The sequence below is a fragment of the Amycolatopsis halotolerans genome (assembly GCF_042647905.1).
GTDB lineage: Bacteria > Actinomycetota > Actinomycetes > Mycobacteriales > Pseudonocardiaceae > Amycolatopsis > Amycolatopsis halotolerans.
Genome location: NZ_JBHRWI010000039.1, coordinates 139514 through 156089, shown reverse-complemented (window position 1 = coordinate 156089; position 16576 = coordinate 139514). Strand labels below are relative to the sequence as shown.

The following is a 16576-nucleotide window of genomic DNA, read 5'->3' as shown; positions in this document are numbered from 1 at the left end:
AAGAACAGGACGCCGCTGGGTGCGACCCAGATCGAGGGGCAGGTGCCGTCGCGTGCAGAACCCCCCTCCGACATGGTTGCGGAGGGTGTCGGGACGCGCAACGTCCGTAGCGGTGCTGGTGCCCGAACCGCGCCGACTCCTATCCCCGCCGCACTCTCGCTCAGCCGCCTTCGGTCGGCCGGAGCCCGTCCATCAAAAGGTCGAGCAGGCGACCGGCCATCGCCTTGTGCTCGGGTGAGCCAGCCACGGTGAAGATGCCGATGAGTGCGGCGGCGATGTCTTCGGCGGGGATGTCGGTGCGGAGTTCCCCGCTCGTGCGGCCGGCTTCGAGAAGGCTGTCGACGGCCGCGAGCAGTTCGGTTCTGGTGCGGGCGTGGGCGATCTCGCCGGATTCGACCATCGCGAGGAGCGTGTCGAGCATTCCGTTCTTGGTCGCGATCCAGTCCCCGAACAGGTCCATCCAGCGGCGGAGCGCGGCGGCCGGGCCGAGCTCGGCGAGCAGCTCGCGGGCACCGGCGGTGAGTCGCGAGACCTGGTCTTGGTAGACCGCGTCGACCAGTGACTCGCGGGTGGGGAAGTGCCGGTAGAGGGTCGCGATGCCGACCCCGGCTTCGCTGGCGATCGCGCGCATCGACGGCTCAGTCTCGGCCGAGGCGAACAACCGGGTCGCCACGTCCAGCAACTGCTGGCGGTTGCGGGTCGCGTCCGCTCTCGGCTTGGGGGTCGGCGCGGCAGTCAAAACGGATCACGCTCCACTTGTGCTAGCTTGGGTGACGGAAGCGGAGCATAGTCCGTTTGTGTTGCTTCAGGAGACAGGTGAGCATGAAAGAACCCAGCGCCACCACGAGCAGGGCGGTTCAGCTCGCGTCGTTCGGCGGGCCGGAAGCCTTGAGCATCCGCGAAGTGCCGGTGCCGCAGGCCGGTCCGGGCCAGATTCGTGTGCGGGTCACGGCGGCTGGCCTGAACCCGATGGACTGGTTCATGACCTCCGACGCGGAGACCGCCGCGCGGTTCGGTTTGAGCCTGCCGTGCGGGTTCGGCACCGACTATGCCGGTGCGGTGGACCAAGTCGGCGACGGCGTGCGCGAGTTCGCGGTCGGTGACCGGGTTTTCGGCGGCGTCCTGTCCCGCGCGGTCGCTGATTACGTCGTCGTGGACGTCGCGGGGACCATCGCGGTGGGCGGCGAGGCGCACCGCACACCGGATGGCGTTGACGACCGCACCGCCAGCGCCCTGGCTATCGCGGGTTGCACGGCGGCTGCGGCACTGGCGGTGGTCAACCCGGGCCCGGGCGACACGGTGCTCGTCGGCGGTGCGGGAGGCGGGGTCGGCGTGTTCGCCGTCCAGCTCGCGCGCCTCGCGGGTGCGCGAGTGATTGGCACGGGGTCGGCCGCCTCCGCTGATGCCCTGCGCGCGCTGGGGGCCGAGCCGGTCGTCTACGGAGATGGTCTGGTCGAACGGGTCCGTGCGTTGGCTCCCGCCGGCGTCACCGCCGCGATGGACTTGCATGGGACGGAAACGGCGCTGGCGGCCCGCGAACTCGGCGTGCCGGACGAACGCATCACCACCATCGCGGGCCAGATCGACGGCATCACTCCAGCGAACGGCGCCAACGCGGCGCCCGGCGCGCTCGAGAAGATCGCCGGTTTGGCGGCGGCGGGACGGCTCCGGGTGCCGATCGCGGCGACCTTCCCGGTCGAGCGGATCCGCGCCGCGGTCGAGCTTCAGGCGGAGCGCCACGTGCACGGGAAGGTCGTCATCGACCTCTAGGAACCGGGAACCGGGTCCGGGGTTTTCGGGCTATCGCGCCAGAACCTGGCGGAGGACATCGCGCGGCGCCGAACTCGCGTACGCGTTCCTCGCCGCCGAGCGGGTCGGTGTACTCGCGGCCGAGGCCGATCTGGCGGGCGGCGAGGCCGATCCCGAATTCGGTGGCCAGTTTGCCCGCCGCGGCCAGCCAGTCCGGTCCGCCGATGCCGGTAAGGAAGACCTGGGCCGTAGATTCGGCAGAACCAGAATTCTTGATGCCGACGGCTGAGCACCACGCTGCCGCTAGGGTGTCGACTGCTCCGCGAAAATCCGGACGAAGACACGAAGCTGACACCAGGAGGTCAGGTGGCCCCGTCCCGTGTCGACGAGATCGCTCGGCTCCTCGACTGGCGCGAAGAGTTCACGCCGGAAAAGGAGTGGTCAGACGTTGAACGCGAACTTGGCACACCGCTGCCAGCCGACTATAAGGAACTTTTGACCCGCTTCCCGGGCGGCGTATTTCGCAGGATTGTTATCCGGAGTCCGGTCGCGACTGAGCAGGACTGGATCAAGTACAAGCGCGATCTTGACGAACTCCTGAATATCCTCGGCGACGAGGACCTCGAATACCTCACCGACGTCGACTACGGTCTCTTCCCCGAGCCTGGGGGCTTGCTGCCGTGGGGAACTGACGGTCAAGGCGGAACCTTCTGCTGGATCACCACATCGACCGACCCGGACGCCTGGAAGATCGCTTACCACAGCCAAGGCGCGGACGAGTGGCGCGAGCATCCAGGCCCGACCACGCGGCTTCTCTACGAAATCCTGTCGAACACCGGCGAGGAAAACCTTCTGGGGTGGGATTTCACCGGCATTCCCGTGGAGTACATCCGATCGCCCGCGCGCTAGCCGGGACTGTTCCGGGCTGGCGGCGTGTGATCGCTCGGCCTCGTCGGCAGGTGACAGGAGCCGTCGCGACCGCGTTCGCCAAGTTCCCCCGATCCAGCAGTCCCGGCCGACTTCATCCCCGCCCGGCACGGGATCTTCCCCGCCGGACCGGACCGGCTTCGGCGGCAGTCAGAGGTCGAGGACCGTCACGGTCACCTGGGCGATGTCGCCGGGATCGAGGCTTTCGGCTTTGCGCACCGCGCGTTTGACCGGGAGCACGTACCCGCGCTCGCTGTCCGGGAAGATCGAGGTTCGCCAGGTAGTAGCGCCGACGCGGACCAGGACGCGCATCGACCCGAACCCGCGACGGGGCCCGCCCAGTTCGCGGATTTCGTCCGAGACGTCGCCGGGCAGGCTGACGAAGGTCCAGGTGTCGGTCCGCCGCGCGTCCCAGATCCACAGTTCGGCGTCGAAGTGCACTTCCACTCCGTCAGGTTCGCACGCGACACCGACAATTTCCGGGGCGAGCTGCGCGATCAGGCAGTCGTGAAGCGCACGACAGGCCGGTCAGCCGCGCGCTTCGGGAAGTTCGACGACGAACCGTGCCCCGCCGCCCGGTCTGCCCTCCGCCCACACCCGCCCGTCGTGGCGGTACACGTGGTCCGCGACGATCGCCAGTCCCAATCCCGTTCCCGAGTCGGGATCCCGCCGTCCGGCGTGCGATCCCCGGGAGAACCGCTCGAAAATCCGCTCCCGGAGTTCGGCGGGCACCCCCTCGCCCGCGTCGTCCACCTCCAGCCGGACGACGCCGTTGCTTGCGTGTGCGGCCACGCGGACCGCACCGCCGCCATAGCGGGCCGCGTTGTCGAGCAGGTTCGCCAGCACCCGGTCGAGGCGGCGCCGGTCCGCGGCTACCAGCAGGGGTTGCGCGGAGAGGTCCAGCGCGGGACGCGGGGCGGGACTGCTCGCGACTCCGCTGCGGACGAGCGGGCCGAGGTCGACCAGTTCGCGTTCTTCGCCGTTGTCGGCCTGGTCGACGGCCGAGATCTCCAGCAGGTCGAGCACCATGCCGCGAAACCGGTGCAGTTCGGCCAGCAGGAGCTGCAGCGCCTTCTGCGCGGGCGCGGGCATGGCGTCGCGGCGGCGTTCGAGCACTTCCGCGACGGTGGTCATCGTGGTGAGCGGCGAGCGCAGTTCGTGACTGACGTCGGCGGCGAACCGGGCGTCGCGGCGGACTCGCTGTTCCAGGGCGTCGGCGGTCGAGTTGAAGGTCTCGGCGAGGGGAGCGAGGTCCGGACCGGCCTGTTCGGGCAGGCGGGCGCGCATGTCGCCGCGTGCGATGCGGGCGGCGGTCTCGGTGAACGCGGCGAGCGGACGCAGCGCGCGCCGGGCCGCCCAGGCACCGAGGACGACGCCGAAGAGCCCGCACGCGACGGTGCCCGCGATGAGGATCATGCGCAGCTTGCGGAAGGTCCGTTCCAGCCCGAGCAGCGGATGAAGCTCGACGTAGAAACCGTCCTGGGTGGCGAGTCGTTGGGCGACCGCGAGGACCGGGACTCCGTCGGCGGTGAAGCGGTCGTGCGCGGGCGCGCCGGGACGGGCCCGGGAGAGCAGGCCGGGCGGGAGGAGGTCGGGCCGGACCGGGCGCCCGGCGGTCTGCCAGCCGCCGGGCAGGGACACGAGGATCGTCGAATTCGGTCCGGAGGTGAGGCCGGACAGCAGTTCGCCGAGACCGCCGGACTGGGAGCGGACCTCGTTGTCGACCAACCGCGCGTTGACCCGGGAATGACGGTCGGCGCTCTGCTGGCGTTGGTTCAGCAGGTACTCGGTGGCGAGGTGCCAGGTCGCCGCCGACAGCGCGCTCACCACGACCAGCAGACCGAGCCCGAACGCCGCGGAAACCCGCCAGCGCAACGAAAGCCGGGACCGGTTCACTGCTGGGGCTTGGCGCGGTAGCCGATGCCCCGGACTGTCAGCACGAGGCGCGGACAGTCGGGATCCGGCTCGACCTTGCGCCGCAACCGCCTGATGTGCACGTCGAGCAGCCGGGTGCCGCCGAAGTAGTCGCGGCCCCAGATCCGGTGCAGCAGCTGCTCCCGCGTGACGACCTCGCCCTCGGCGGAGGCCAGCTCGGCCAGCAGCCGGAATTCGGTGCGGGTGAGGCGAATCGGGGTGCCGTCGCGGGAGACGGTCTCGTCGTGCGTGCTCAGCATCAGATCGCCGACCTGGAGGCAGCACCGCCGGACTGGCGCGGAGCGCCTGAGCAGCGCGCGAATCCGGGCCGCCAGCTCACCGGCGACGAGCGGCTTGGTCACGTAGTCGTCCGCGCCGGCTTCCAGGCCCGCGATGACGTCCTGGCTGTCGGCGCGAGCGGTGATGACGATGACCGGCAGGTCGCCGCGCACCCGCAGCTCCTGACAGACGGCGAACCCGTCCATGCCGGGCAGCATCAGGTCGAGCAGGACCACGTCCACGCGCACCGATTCCAGCATCTGCAACGCATCCTCGCCGCACGCGGCCTGCGCCACCATGCAGCCCTGGTCAGCGAGCGCGAGCGAAAGCGCTTCGCTGATCAGGGCGTCGTCCTCGACCAGCAAGACTCGCACCGTCATCGGGCCGCCCCTCCGCCGCAGAACATGCCCTAGAAATTGTTCCCTATCGCGGCAAGACCGGGGCCGATGCGGATTCCGTCGTGCATCGCGGCGGACGGCGGGGTTTTCAGCGGGTCCGGCCCTTGCTGCCAGCGGGCAGGCAGTGACCCAAAGAGGGTCCTTGGCCTCTCGGGCGGCCGGGGCGGTCGTTGCCACGATGAAGCATCAGCGGAATCTCGCACGACGGGAGAACGACAGTGATCTCGGCCCGGTACCTCGTAATCGGCGGCGTCGTGGCCGCACTCGCCGGCACGGTCATCGCGAACCAGCCCGCTTCCGCCCGAACGGCGTCCTGCCGGACCAGCGGATTGCACGTCGCGCTTGGCCGGGGAGAGGGGGCCGCCGGGCACTACTACGTGCCGATCGTCTTCACCAACTCCGGCAGCGGCGCCTGCGCCTTGGGCGGCCATCCCGGAGTTTCCTACGTCGCGGGCCCGGATCGGCACCAGGTGGGCGACGCCGCCGTACGGGAACCCGGCGTGGCGCCGAGGCTCACGTTGGCACCCGGCCAATCCGCCATGGCGTGGGTCGACCAGGTCGACGTCGACGTTTACGACCCGGCGAGCTGCGCACCTCGACCGGTCTACGGCTTGCGGGTTTATCCGCCGGGCAACACCGAGTCGGCGATCGTGGCGGAGCCCGGCGCGCGGGCGTGCGCGAAGCACATGCCGGGCCAGCGCCCGCTCGCTGTCCGGGCGGTTCAAGAGCGCTGACGGCTGAACGGTGCGCTGCCTGTCCGGGCAGCGCGCCGTTCAGCTCAAGGCAATTGCCGCACCAAGTAATCCCACACTGCTCCCACCGCGCGTGGGTGATAGATGCGCCCCTGACTCCTCCGGCGGTGACCAACTGGGCCACCCGCCGAACGACTGTGTCAGCAACTGCTGTTCACATGCCCGGTCCAGCACCACTGCGGCGACCGTCGCGCTCTCGACTGAATCGCCGACCGCCACGATCCCGTGGTTCACCAGGAACACCGCACGCGCATTGCCCAGTTCCGCGGCCAGGGACTTGCCCAATTCGGGCGTCAGGATCAGATCAGCGGTTTCCGGATAGCGAGGCACCTCAGGCGGCACGAACAGGTTCGCCGCATGGCTCACCGGCCGCAGTTCCTGTCCGGTCGCGGCTAGGACGACGGCGTGCGGCGCGTGCGTGTGCACTACCGCGTTCACCTCGGGCCGTGCCGCGATGACCTCGGTGTGGATCGGGTATTCGCTGTGCCGCGGGCCGCCGCCGGAGACGACCTCGCCGTCGGCGTTGACCAGGTGCACCCGCTCCGGGGTGACCTCCTCCATGCGCCATTCGGCGGACTTGATCCACACGCCCCGCCCGTCGGCGTCGCGGCAGGAGACGTCGCCCCAGATGAGGTCGCCTTGTCCGGCGGCAGCCAGGATCCGGGACGAGAGCGCGACGAGTTCCTGTTGCGTGCTCATCGGTGCACCAGCCCGCCGTTAACGCTCAGGGTCTGGCCGGTCAGGTCGTCGGCCCCGGCGGGGCGGTGCAGCGATTGGGCTCGCAGCATGGCCTCGCGTTGTTCCGGCGTCACGGTTTCCCGCGCGACTTCGGTGTAGACCGGGCCCGGCGAGAGGGTATTGACCCGGATGCCGAATTCGCCGAGTTCGCGCGCCATCGAGAACGTCATGCCGTGTCCGTGATCTCCCAGAACGGTTTCATCTTGATGGTGGAGAAGATCGCGGCGTTGTTGATCAGGCCATCGACCCGCCCGTACGCCTCGGTCAAGAACGCAGCGAACTCCGCGCAGCTGGAGACATCGAGGGCGTACGCGCTGGCTTTTCCGGGACCAGCAAAGAAGCGGCGGTGGCTTGGACACTCTCGAGGTTGCGATCGGCGAGTACGACGGTCGCGCCTTCGGAGACCAGCCGGCGCGCGTAGGCCGCGCCGGTCACGACGGCGACCTTTCCGGCGAGTCCGTTGAGGGTCGGGTCAGGCTCCGGCTTCGGTAGGAGGGTCCGCCGTCCGGAACGATCTTTGTGGACAGCAGCGTCAGGCAGCCGGGGCAGAACGCTTAGCGCAGCAGGACTTCCCGGTCGACGAACGCGGCGGGATCGGCGTGGACGCCGAGTCCGGCCCGGCGCGCGTGCGGCGCAGCGGTTTCGCGCTCAACCAGAGACGTTCGGAACGAGGTGTGGCCGCGGTCGGAGTCCCGGTGCACGGCGCGGACGGGACCGTCGTCGCCGGGTTGTCGGGGTCGATGCCGAGCGGTGCGGTACCAGAAGGATCGGCTGCCGACGCTGGAAGCGGATCTGCGCGGGTAAAACCCTATTTGAGCGCCGCCGCGAAAGCCGCGTGCACGTTGAGAAATTGCTGTACCGGCAGTTCCGCCGCGATCCCGGGCCGCTGCGGGGCCAGTCTTTTGGCCGCCCAAGCACTCCAGCGCACGTGCGCTTCAGCGACGCTCAGCTGGGCCGCTTCGGCGGCATGACGCGCGTTGACGCCGCTCAGGATCGCTTGGTGCATCAGCGCGGGAGTCGAACGTTGTTCCCACGCGCGCAAGGACGCCATCGAAGAGAGCCGGTGCAGCGTCGAGGACACCGTCGGCGGCGCCGAACGGGGCAGCGGAAAACCACGTTCGAGCGGTCCTCTGCGCGGCGTCGCGCCATCAGCGTCGTCAGTGATCAAACTCGTCATCAGAGTCCCTCCGACGTGCGGTTACCCGTCCCGGGACGCGCGAAACCTTGATCGTCCGGCGGTGCGGGCGTTGCCGGGCAGCAGCGGGTCGATCTCGACCGGGTCCAGGTGCGGATCGCGCAGCAGGGAACCGAAGGCGGCTTTCGCGACGGCCAGGATCGGCACCGCGAGCAGCGCTCCGACGATCCCGGCGATTTCGAGACCGAGCGCGATGCCCAGCACCACGGCCAGCGGGTGCAGCCGGACCGCGCGCCCGAGCAGCAACGGCTGCAGCACATGGCTTTCCAGCTGCATCACCGCGACGACGATCGCGAGCACGATGCCCGCGGCGACGAATCCGTTGGCGACCAGGGCGATCAGCACGGCGACCGCGCCGGTCACCACCGCGCCGACGATCGGCACGAACGCGCCGATGAAGATCAGCGCCGCCAGCGGCACCGCGAGCGGAACCCCGACCACCCAGACGCCGACGCCGATGCAGACCGCGTCCACACAGGCCACCGCCACAGTCGCGCGCACGTAACTGACCAGCGAGGCGAACCCGCGGCGACCGGCGACGTCGATCTCGTCCCGCGAGGAGGCGGGCACGATCCGCAGCAGGAAACGCCACACTTGATTGCCGCTGTAGAGAAAGAAAACGAGCACGAACAGCGTCAGCAGCATCTCGGTCAGCACGCCGCCGACGGTCGCGGCGGTGGAGAGCACGCGGGCGGAGAGTTCGGCCGTGTTGCCCTGGATAGCGTTGACCGCCTTGTCGAGCAGCTGCTGCAACTGGGGCAGGTGCAGCGGGCCGTGCTGCAGCCAGTTGTTGATCCTCGCGAGACTGGCTCCGATCTGGCTGCTCAGCTGCGGCAGACTCGCGGTGACCGTGGTGATCACCAGCGTGAGAACCCCGCCGAGGACGGCGAGCCCGACGACGATCGCGACGAGCGTGGCCAGCGCGCGTGGCACGTGCCAGCGCACCAGCCGCTCCACCAGCGGCGCGAACAACGCCGACAAGAGCAGGGCGATCCCGATCGGCACGGTGACGCTCGCGAGATAGCCGAGCGTCCACGCGACGACGCCGAGCATGGTCAGGACGAGCAGGAATCGCCAGCTGGCCGCCGCCGCGACGCGCAGCGACCACGGCACCGCGTCGGCGGCGTCCCGGCGTCGATGGCGGTTCGCGCCCGCGATCCGGCGGGCCGGGACGCTCATCCCGCCGCTGCCTCTGCCTTGGCCGACAACGGCTTCGCGCCCGATTCGAGCGAGCGCCGTTCATCGCGTGCCCCCAGCACCGCCTCGGCGATCATGATGCCCGTACCCAGGCGGTAGCCGGAAGCGATGGTGCCGACGAGCATCAGTCCACACCAGAGCAACCGGCCCATCCGTGCTGATACATCGGTTCGCACCACGTCGATCACCTCGCGCCGCGAGTTCCCGGCGGGGATCACTCGCAAACGGCGCGGCTGGAACCAGTCGACGCCTCGGGCCGGACGGAGCCGTCAGGCCCGGTGCGGTCCATTGCGGATATCTGGTGGTCAAGCTTCGACGGGAGTACGTGGTCGCCGCCGCGACCTTCGACCGACCGCCGCACGGAAGCGGCTCCCGCTTTGGGCCGTACTGGAGACGGGCAGCTGGTGATGGCGTGGCGCGGTGCGGGCACCGACAGCCTGATCTGGTGGTCGACCGGAGGACAGCGCACGATCTTCCGCGAGTCGCGGGCGCAGTCCAGGCGACGACTCGCTTGGACTGCGCCCGAGTCCCGCTATGACCTCGTCGCACCCAGCACGTCGCCGTTGTGCTGTCCTACCTCCGGTGCGGGCCTCGGAGGAAGCCGGTCCCCGTCCACCTGGATCGGCGACTTCGGCGCCCAATGCGCCCCCGCCCCGGGCTGGTCGACCTCCCCGAACAGCGTCAGTTCCCGAAGCGCGGCACCGCCATCCCGGCCGAGTTCGGCGAAGCTGCGGTACCGCTCCCACAAAATGCGGTGCCGCGTAAGCACTTCAGCCACCTCGGCGTACGGCGTCTGCCCGAACCACCGCGCGAGCAGCGGCGTGATCACGTCCCGGTGCCGGTACCGGTCGGACTCGGTGGCGAACGAGATCCCCAGCGACTCGCCCAACCCGGCGAAGGCGTCGGAAAGCCCGGTCGCGGCCAGCATCTTCTGCCAGTGCCGTTCAGTGAGCAGCACGATCATCACCCGCACACCGTCGGCAGTCTCGAAATCATCGCCGTAAGTACCGTAGATCTCGTTGCCGGACTTCGTGCGCGCGTGGTCGGTCAGCTGCGCTTCGGCGAGATAGCCGAGATTCCCGGCCGTAGCGAGCGCGACGTCCTCCAGCGCGACCCGGATCGACCGGCCCTCTCCGGTGACCTGCCGGTGCCGTTCGGCGGCCAGCAGCCCGATCGAGAGGTACAGCCCGGCGCAGACGTCCCACGCGGGCACCACGTGGTTCACCGGAGCCGAACCCGTGCCGGTGAGCAGCGGGAAACCAGTCGCCGCCTGGACGGTGTAGTCGACCGCCGCGCCGCCGCCTGCCCGGCCGTCCAGCAGGACGTGGATGAGGTCCGGGCGGCGAGCGCGCAAGGCTTCGTACCCGAGGTCCGCGTGTCGCGAAGTGTTCGTCACGACCACGCACGGGCCGCCGTCGACGATCAGGTCGGCGACCCGGCGACGGTCCGCTTCGGACTCGAGGTCGACGGCGACGGCGCGTTTCCCCTTGTTCAGCCCGGACCAGTAAAGGCTGGTCCCGGAGTCGGAAAGCGGCCAGCGCGTACGGTCGGCGGCGCCGCCGAGCGGTTCGACCCGCACGACGTCCGCACCGAGCTGGGCGAGCGTGAGCCCGCACAGCGGCGTCGCGACGTATGCGGACAGTTCGACGACCCGCAGTCCGGCCAGCAGCGCGGGGTTCATGCGTCGTGCACCCGGGAGAAGTCGGGCTTGCGGCGTTCGCGGTGCGAGGCGAGGCCCTCGTGCACTTCCGGACCGCCGAAGCCGTAGAACTCCAGTGCCAGCGAGGAGTCGAAGATCGCGCCCGCGAGCTGGCGGTACCAGAGGTTGAGGCTCTGCTTGGTCCAGCGGATCGCGGTGGGGGCGCCGTTCGCGAGTTCGTGCGCGATCTCGCGGGCGGTGGGCAGCAGGTCGGCTTCCTCGTCGACGCACAGCGACACCAGGCCGATTCGCTCGGCTTCGGCTCCGTTCAGCGGGCGGCAGGTCATGAGGTAGTACTTGGCTTTGGCCATCCCGCACAGCAAAGGCCAGCACACTGCTGCGTGGTCGCCCGCCGCGACGCCGAGGCGGGTGTGGCCGTCGATGATCTTGGCGTTGGCGGTGACCACGGAGACGTCCGCGAGCACGCCGGCGACGAGCCCGGCGCCGACGGCGGGGCCGTGGATCGCCGAGACGATCGGCTTCGAGCAGTCGATCACGTTGTAGACGAGGTCACGCGCCTCCCGCATGGTGCGGGATCGCGCTTCGAAGTCGGTGGCCAGCTTCTCGACCAGGTCGAAGGACCCGCCCGCGGAGAATCCCTTGCCTTCGCCGCGCAGCAGAACGGCTTTCACTGCAGGGTCGCGGTCGAATTCGCGCCAGACGTCGGCGAGATCAGCGTGCGCGGCTTCGCTCACCGCGTTGAGGTTCGGGGCGTCGAGGACCAGTTCGAGGACGCCGTCCTCGTCCGGCCCGTCGATCCGCAGGTTCTCGAATCGTGCGTAGCGACTCATGCCGCTCCCTTCTTGCCGTCGCCGAGGAACAGGCCCTCGCGGTCGTATTTGCGCAGTTGCCGAACGTCGTCGGCGGTCACCTCGGGCAGTTCGCGCAGGTCGTCCGCGACCGCGAGGTCCCAGCCGCACCGCGACCGGACGTGCGCGACGCGTTCGGCCAGCGGCTCCGGACCGGGCGCGATCGCGGTGAGCACCAGTTCGCCGTCGCGCTGGGTCAGGATGCCCAGATCGGTGACCACGGCCCGGACCCGTGCGCCGGGGCTGGTGACGTAACTGCAGTTTTCGATGAACCGCCGCGGGCTCATCGTCCCGACGACGTACGTCTCGTCCGCACCGGTCACGACGTCGTTCCCGCCGCCGGAACCGACGAGATACGGGCCGCCGACGACGCGGGTGGTGTTGATGTTGCCCTGCCGGTCGATTTCCGCCGCCCCGACGCAGGCGATCGAGCGCGTCGCCGGGCCGTTCACGAGATTCCCCAGCGCCTGTTCGGTGTCGAGCAGCATCGAGGACGACGAGAAGTTGGCGAAGCTGAAGATGAACGGGTCGCCGGGCGTCGGCGAGTAGTCCCACAGGCCGAGTTCGGCCGCCAGCGCGACCTCGTGCCCGTCGGCCTTGGCCTGTTCGACGGCCACCCAGGCGGCGAGATTCGCCAGACCGGCACCGGCGAGCACGCCGTCGGCGCCGATTTCGGCGATCCGCGACCGGACGAGTGCGGCGAGCCAGGTCGCGGCGCGTTCCGGACGCGTCACTGGCCCGGTGTGCTCGCCGCGACCGGTCGGCGGAGTCGGCTGCCCGAGCGTGCGAGTCAGGTTGCTGAGCCGCGCTTCGCCGAGTTTCGCCAGGTAGGTGTCGTGGTCGACGAGGATCCATTCGCGGATCCAGTCGTCGAAGTCCGCCGAACGGCTCGCTTCCCGCGCCGCGATCCAGAACTCGACGTCCTCGGCGTAGCCGTCCACCGGCAGCCGCGCGCCCTCGGTGCCGGGGAAGACCCCGCCGGGATGGGCACCGAACGGAGCCTCGACGACAGCCAGCACCCGGTGCGCCGGAATGCGAACGAACGAAGCCCACGGGCGCAGGTCGTCGACGACTTTCTCTACCGTCGCCAGCACTCCGCGACGAGCGGCGAACGCGCCGATCGAGCCTTCGAACATCGGCGGCGCGATCGCCAGATTGCCCTGCCGGTCGGCGACCGCGGCGTGCGCGATCGCGACATCCGGGGTGAGCGGCGCGACCAGGCCGACGCGGCCGAACGGCGTGTCGACCTCCGCGTAGCCGGGGTTTTCGGTCATCGACGAATCGCGCACCGAGCCCGTGACCACTGCGGGCACGCCGGTCGCCGCGGCGCGCAGACCCTGGATGTAGCTCAGGAACGACCAGTTCTCGACCTCGACCGAGCCGTCCGCATAGGACTGCTGGAACACCGGATTCGGTGTGAACACGGGAAACGAATCTCCCGAGTAGACAGTCACGACCTTCTCCAGGCACCCGGAGCGGAACAGCACCGCGCCGAGCGACGACAGGCTCGCCATGATCAGCGTGAACCGCGACGGCCGGTGCCAGTGCTGCCGCGCGATCTCGCGCACGAGCGCGCTCCAGCGGCTGTGTCCCAGGATGACGTGCAACGCGTCGCCCTCGCGCACGTGACGGGAGACCGCTTCGTCCAGACGGCAGAATTCGGTCATCCGGCCACGACCACCAAGGTTTCGGCGACGCACGCCGGCTTCGCCGCGCCTTCGAGTTCCACGGTGTACCGCGTGGTGACGGTGACCCCGGCGGCGCTGTCTTTCGCCTCGGCGAACGTCGCACGGGCGCGCAGCCGGGACCCGACCGGAACCGGGGACGGGAAGCGGACCTTGCCCAGCCCGTAGTTGATCCGCGCGGACCCGAAGTCGAGCCGGACCAGCTGCGCGCTGAAGAACGGGATCAGCGAGAGGGTCAGGAAGCCGTGCGCGATCGTCGACCCGAACGGCCCGTTCGCGGCCCGCTCGGGATCGGTGTGGATCCACTGCCGGTCGCCGGTGGCCTCGGCGAACGCGTTGATCCGCTCCTGGTCGACAGTGAACCACTCGGTCGGCCCGATGTCCTCGCCCAGCGCGGCCCGGATTTCCTCCGCCGAGCCGAAAACCCGGGTCACTCCGACACCCGCTCGAACACCGCGGCCAGGCCCTGTCCGCCGCCGATGCACATCGTCTCCAGCCCGTACCGGGCTTCGCGGCGCTGCATTTCCCGCGCCATCGTGGCCAGGATCCGGGTGCCGGTCGCGCCGACCGGGTGGCCCAGCGAGATCCCGGAGCCGTGCACGTTGAGCCGGTCGAAGTCCTTTTCGCCGAAGCCCCATTCGCGGGTGCAGGCCAGCGCTTGCGCGGCGAATGCCTCGTTGAGTTCGATCAAGTCGAGGTCGGAGATCTTCAGCCCGGCACGCTCCAGCGCGAGCGCCGAGGCGGGCACCGGACCGATGCCCATCACCTTCGGCTCGACCCCGGCCACGCCGTGGGAAACCAGCCGCACCAGCGGGCGCAAGCCCAGTTCAGCGGCACGTTCGCGGGTGGTCACGATGCACACGGCAGCGGCGTCGTTCTGTCCGCTCGCGTTGCCCGCGGTCACCGTCGCGTCCGGATCCTGCTTGCCCAGCACGGGTCGCAGCTTGGCGAGCGTTTCGACGGTGGTGTCCGGACGCGGGTGCTCGTCGGTGTCGACGACGACGGTGCCCTTCCGCGTCTCCACCGGCACCGGAATGATCTCCTCGGCGAACACCCCGGACTGCTGCGCGGCGACGGCCCGCTGATGCGACGTGGCGGCGAGCCGGTCCTGCTCCGCACGGGTGATGCCGTACTGGCGTCGCAGGTTTTCGGCGGTCTCGAGCATCCCGCCGGGCACCGGGTAGTGCTTGCCGCCGGGCGTCTGGCGGCCGCGGGTCAGGGAATCGTGCAGCATGACGCCCGCGCCGGTCGCTCCCCAGCGGACGTCGTTCGCGTAGAAGACGGTGTTGGACATGCTTTCCGCGCCGCCCGCGACGATCAGGTCGCTCGCGCCCGCCTGCACCTGCAGCGCGGCCAGCAGCACCGACTGCAGCCCGGAACCGCAACGCCGGTCGACCTGCATTCCGGGCACGGTGACCGGCAAACCGGCGTCGAGCGCGACGACGCGGCCGATCGCGGGGGCCTCGGCGCTGGGGTAGCAGTGGCCGAGGATGACGTCGTCGATCGCTTCGGCGGGCAGGCCGGTGCGGTCCAGCAAGCCCTTCAGCGCGATCGTGCCGAGGTCGGCGGCGGGCACGCTCTTGAGCGAACCGCCGAAACGGCCGATCGGCGTGCGGACAGGTTCGCAGATGACGGCGTCACGCATGGGGAGTGCCTTCCTCGTGATAGTCGGCTTCGAGGCTGGTGCGCGGTCCGGCGGCACCGATGAGGGTCAGGGTCGCGCCGCCGGGACGGGGCTCGGTGCGCAGCTGCGCTGGCTGGCCGCAGAACAGCGGGGCCAGGTTGCGGTGCGCCAGCCGGGTCACTCGCGCGGCGGGGGAGTCCAGGCGCAGTACCTCGGCCAGCGCCAGCGACATCAACGGGCCGTGCACGACCAATCCCGGGTAGCCCTCGACTCGGGTGGCGTAGGGCCAGTCGTAGTGGATGCGGTGCGCGTTCGCGGTGGCCGCGGAGAAACGCATCAGCAGGGTGGGATCGGTGGCGAAGTCCCAGCCGTTTTCGCCGCGGCGGAACGGAGTGCCCGCCAAGTCGGCGGGCTCCGCCGCAGGCGCTTCGGAACCCCCGCCTGCCTCGCGGTAGATGAGGTCCTGCCGTTCCTCGACGAGCGGCGAACCGTCCGCACCGGACAGCACGGTTCGCACCACGACGATCACCAGCTGCCCGGAACGGCCGGATTTCTCCGTCACGGAGTCCACAATGGACCGCCGGGTGACCGTCTCGCCGATCTTCGGCGGCCGGTGCACGGTCACCTCCCCGCCGGCGAACATCCGGCGCGGCAGGTCGATCGGCGGCAGGAACGTGCCGCGCGCCGGGTGCCCGTCGGGGCCGAGTTCGGCGGAACCAGGCCAGCGGGGGAGTGCGACCCAGTGCCACAGCGGCGGCAGGTCGTCGCCCGGCCGCGGGGCGGGCAGTCCGTTGTCGAAGAGCGCGGCCAGCGCCGCGACCGGGGCGGGGTCGACCAGTTCCGCGGTGGTGACGGCGTGCGGTTCCCAGCCGGTCACATGAACCGTCCGCCGGTCACCTCGAGCACCGTGCCGGTCATGTACGACGAGAGGTCGGACGCGAGAAACAGTGCCACCGAAGCGATTTCGCCGACCTCGCCCGCCCGGTGCATCGGGATCTCGGCCATCTTCTGGTCCCACGCCTTCTGCGGCATGGCCTCGGTCATCGCGGTGCGGATCAGGCCCGGCTGGATCGCGTTCACGCGGACGCCGTGGTGCGCCATCTCCTTCGCCGCGGCCTTGGTCAGCCCGACGATCCCGGCTTTGGCGGCGGAGTAGTTCGTCTGCCCGACCATGCCGACCTTGCCCGACAGCGACGACAGGTTCACGATCGCGCCGCTCTTGCGTTCGCGCATGATCGCGGCGGCTTTGCGGGTGCCGTTCCAGGTTCCCTTGAGGTGCACGGAGATGACCTGGTCGAAGTCGTCCTCGGTCATCGTCCGCATGGTCGCGTCGCGGGTGATGCCCGCGTTGTTGACGAACACGTCGACCGGGGAGAACGATTCGGCCGCGGCGGCGAGCAGAGTGTCCACATCGGACCCCTTGGTGACATCGCAGGCGACGCCGACCGCTTCGCCGTCCAGGCTGCCCGCGGCTTTCGCGGCCGCGTCGCCGTCGATGTCGCCGAGCACCACGCGGGCGCCCTGGGCGACGAACAGCTGGGCGATGGCGAGCCCGATGCCCTGCGCGCCGCCGGTGACGACAGCGGTCCGGCCGTTGAGCAAAGTCATGG

Annotated in this window: 20 protein-coding genes and 1 pseudogene; 4 read left to right on the top strand and 17 right to left on the bottom strand. The window is 70.0% G+C overall.

Going from position 1 to position 16576, the window contains the following annotated elements:
- Positions 1-160: 160 nt before the first annotated feature.
- Positions 161-739, bottom strand: coding sequence for a TetR/AcrR family transcriptional regulator (locus ACFORO_RS29600; protein ID WP_377872303.1), 579 nt, complete (start codon positions 737-739; stop codon positions 161-163).
- Between the two features lie 83 nt (positions 740-822).
- Between ACFORO_RS29600 and ACFORO_RS29595 the strand changes: the two genes are divergently transcribed.
- Positions 823-1770, top strand: a complete 948-nt coding sequence (locus tag ACFORO_RS29595; RefSeq protein ID WP_377872302.1) for an NADP-dependent oxidoreductase — start codon at positions 823-825, stop codon at positions 1768-1770.
- A 345-nt stretch (positions 1771-2115) separates the two neighbouring features.
- The gene (locus tag ACFORO_RS29590) at positions 2116-2658 is read left to right on the top strand and encodes an SMI1/KNR4 family protein (RefSeq protein WP_377872300.1); all 543 of its coding nucleotides are present in this window, start codon (positions 2116-2118) and stop codon (positions 2656-2658) included.
- 168 nt (positions 2659-2826) lie between these two features.
- Here the strand turns inward: ACFORO_RS29590 and ACFORO_RS29585 are convergent, their stop codons facing one another.
- The 3 genes from ACFORO_RS29585 to ACFORO_RS29575 all read right to left on the bottom strand — a co-directional run bounded on the left by ACFORO_RS29585 (position 2827) and on the right by ACFORO_RS29575 (position 5249).
- The gene (locus ACFORO_RS29585; RefSeq protein WP_377872299.1) at positions 2827-3123 is read right to left on the bottom strand and encodes a DUF1905 domain-containing protein; all 297 of its coding nucleotides are present in this window, start codon (positions 3121-3123) and stop codon (positions 2827-2829) included.
- An 81-nt stretch (positions 3124-3204) separates the two neighbouring features.
- Entirely contained in the window at positions 3205-4572 is a 1368-nt protein-coding gene (locus ACFORO_RS29580; protein WP_377872297.1) for a sensor histidine kinase, read from the bottom strand.
- Positions 4569-5249 (bottom strand): response regulator transcription factor, encoded by a 681-nt coding sequence (locus ACFORO_RS29575; RefSeq protein WP_354740974.1) that lies wholly within the window; start codon positions 5247-5249, stop codon positions 4569-4571. Before ACFORO_RS29575 ends, ACFORO_RS29580 begins: the two co-directional genes overlap by 4 nt.
- A gap of 236 nt (positions 5250-5485) precedes the next feature.
- Here ACFORO_RS29575 and ACFORO_RS29570 point away from each other — a divergent pair, with 236 nt between their 5' ends.
- Positions 5486-6001: a DUF4232 domain-containing protein gene (locus tag ACFORO_RS29570; protein WP_377872296.1), complete on the top strand. Its 516-nt coding sequence runs from the start codon at positions 5486-5488 to the stop codon at positions 5999-6001.
- A 39-nt stretch (positions 6002-6040) separates the two neighbouring features.
- Here ACFORO_RS29570 and ACFORO_RS29565 read toward each other — a convergent pair whose 3' ends face one another.
- The 3 genes from ACFORO_RS29565 to ACFORO_RS29555 all read right to left on the bottom strand — a co-directional run bounded on the left by ACFORO_RS29565 (position 6041) and on the right by ACFORO_RS29555 (position 7192).
- Positions 6041-6718, bottom strand: a complete 678-nt coding sequence (locus tag ACFORO_RS29565; RefSeq protein WP_377872295.1) for a class II aldolase/adducin family protein — start codon at positions 6716-6718, stop codon at positions 6041-6043.
- A complete protein-coding gene (locus tag ACFORO_RS29560) occupies positions 6715-6927 on the bottom strand; it encodes an SDR family oxidoreductase (protein ID WP_377872294.1) in 213 nt (70 codons plus the stop codon). Before ACFORO_RS29560 ends, ACFORO_RS29565 begins: the two co-directional genes overlap by 4 nt.
- Before the next feature lie 94 nt (positions 6928-7021).
- Complete coding sequence (locus ACFORO_RS29555; protein ID WP_377872293.1) at positions 7022-7192, bottom strand: hypothetical protein; 171 nt, start codon at positions 7190-7192, stop codon at positions 7022-7024.
- 164 nt (positions 7193-7356) lie between these two features.
- Here ACFORO_RS29555 and ACFORO_RS29550 point away from each other — a divergent pair.
- Positions 7357-7455 (top strand): annotated as a pseudogene (locus tag ACFORO_RS29550) (hypothetical protein); the annotation flags it as partial.
- A gap of 110 nt (positions 7456-7565) precedes the next feature.
- Here ACFORO_RS29550 and ACFORO_RS29545 read toward each other — a convergent pair.
- The 10 genes from ACFORO_RS29545 to fabG form a co-directional block, all read right to left on the bottom strand.
- Positions 7566-7934 carry a hypothetical protein gene (locus ACFORO_RS29545; RefSeq protein ID WP_377872292.1) on the bottom strand — a complete coding sequence of 123 codons (369 nt, stop codon included), beginning with the start codon at positions 7932-7934 and terminating at the stop codon, positions 7566-7568.
- A 21-nt stretch (positions 7935-7955) separates the two neighbouring features.
- Positions 7956-9131 carry an AI-2E family transporter gene (locus ACFORO_RS29540; RefSeq protein WP_377872291.1) on the bottom strand — a complete coding sequence of 392 codons (1176 nt, stop codon included), beginning with the start codon at positions 9129-9131 and terminating at the stop codon, positions 7956-7958.
- The gene (locus tag ACFORO_RS29535) at positions 9128-9337 is read right to left on the bottom strand and encodes a hypothetical protein (RefSeq protein ID WP_377896676.1); all 210 of its coding nucleotides are present in this window, start codon (positions 9335-9337) and stop codon (positions 9128-9130) included. The genes ACFORO_RS29540 and ACFORO_RS29535 overlap by 4 nt, the downstream gene beginning before the upstream one ends.
- A gap of 344 nt (positions 9338-9681) precedes the next feature.
- On the bottom strand, positions 9682-10830 hold the full coding sequence (locus tag ACFORO_RS29530) for a CoA transferase (RefSeq protein WP_377872288.1): 1149 nt from the start codon (positions 10828-10830) through the stop codon (positions 9682-9684).
- The gene (locus tag ACFORO_RS29525; protein WP_354741006.1) at positions 10827-11639 is read right to left on the bottom strand and encodes an enoyl-CoA hydratase/isomerase family protein; all 813 of its coding nucleotides are present in this window, start codon (positions 11637-11639) and stop codon (positions 10827-10829) included. Before ACFORO_RS29525 ends, ACFORO_RS29530 begins: the two co-directional genes overlap by 4 nt.
- On the bottom strand, positions 11636-13324 hold the full coding sequence (locus ACFORO_RS29520; protein WP_377872286.1) for a CoA-transferase: 1689 nt from the start codon (positions 13322-13324) through the stop codon (positions 11636-11638). Before ACFORO_RS29520 ends, ACFORO_RS29525 begins: the two co-directional genes overlap by 4 nt.
- Positions 13321-13776 (bottom strand): MaoC family dehydratase, encoded by a 456-nt coding sequence (locus ACFORO_RS29515; protein ID WP_377872285.1) that lies wholly within the window; start codon positions 13774-13776, stop codon positions 13321-13323. Before ACFORO_RS29515 ends, ACFORO_RS29520 begins: the two co-directional genes overlap by 4 nt.
- Entirely contained in the window at positions 13773-14987 is a 1215-nt protein-coding gene (locus ACFORO_RS29510) for an acetyl-CoA C-acetyltransferase (protein WP_377872284.1), read from the bottom strand. The genes ACFORO_RS29515 and ACFORO_RS29510 overlap by 4 nt, the downstream gene beginning before the upstream one ends.
- Positions 14980-15843 (bottom strand): FAS1-like dehydratase domain-containing protein, encoded by an 864-nt coding sequence (locus ACFORO_RS29505; RefSeq protein WP_377872283.1) that lies wholly within the window; start codon positions 15841-15843, stop codon positions 14980-14982. Before ACFORO_RS29505 ends, ACFORO_RS29510 begins: the two co-directional genes overlap by 8 nt.
- On the bottom strand, positions 15840-16574 hold the full coding sequence (fabG, locus tag ACFORO_RS29500) for a 3-oxoacyl-ACP reductase FabG (RefSeq protein WP_377872282.1): 735 nt from the start codon (positions 16572-16574) through the stop codon (positions 15840-15842). The genes ACFORO_RS29505 and fabG overlap by 4 nt, the downstream gene beginning before the upstream one ends.
- Between the last annotated feature and the right edge of the window lie 2 nt (positions 16575-16576).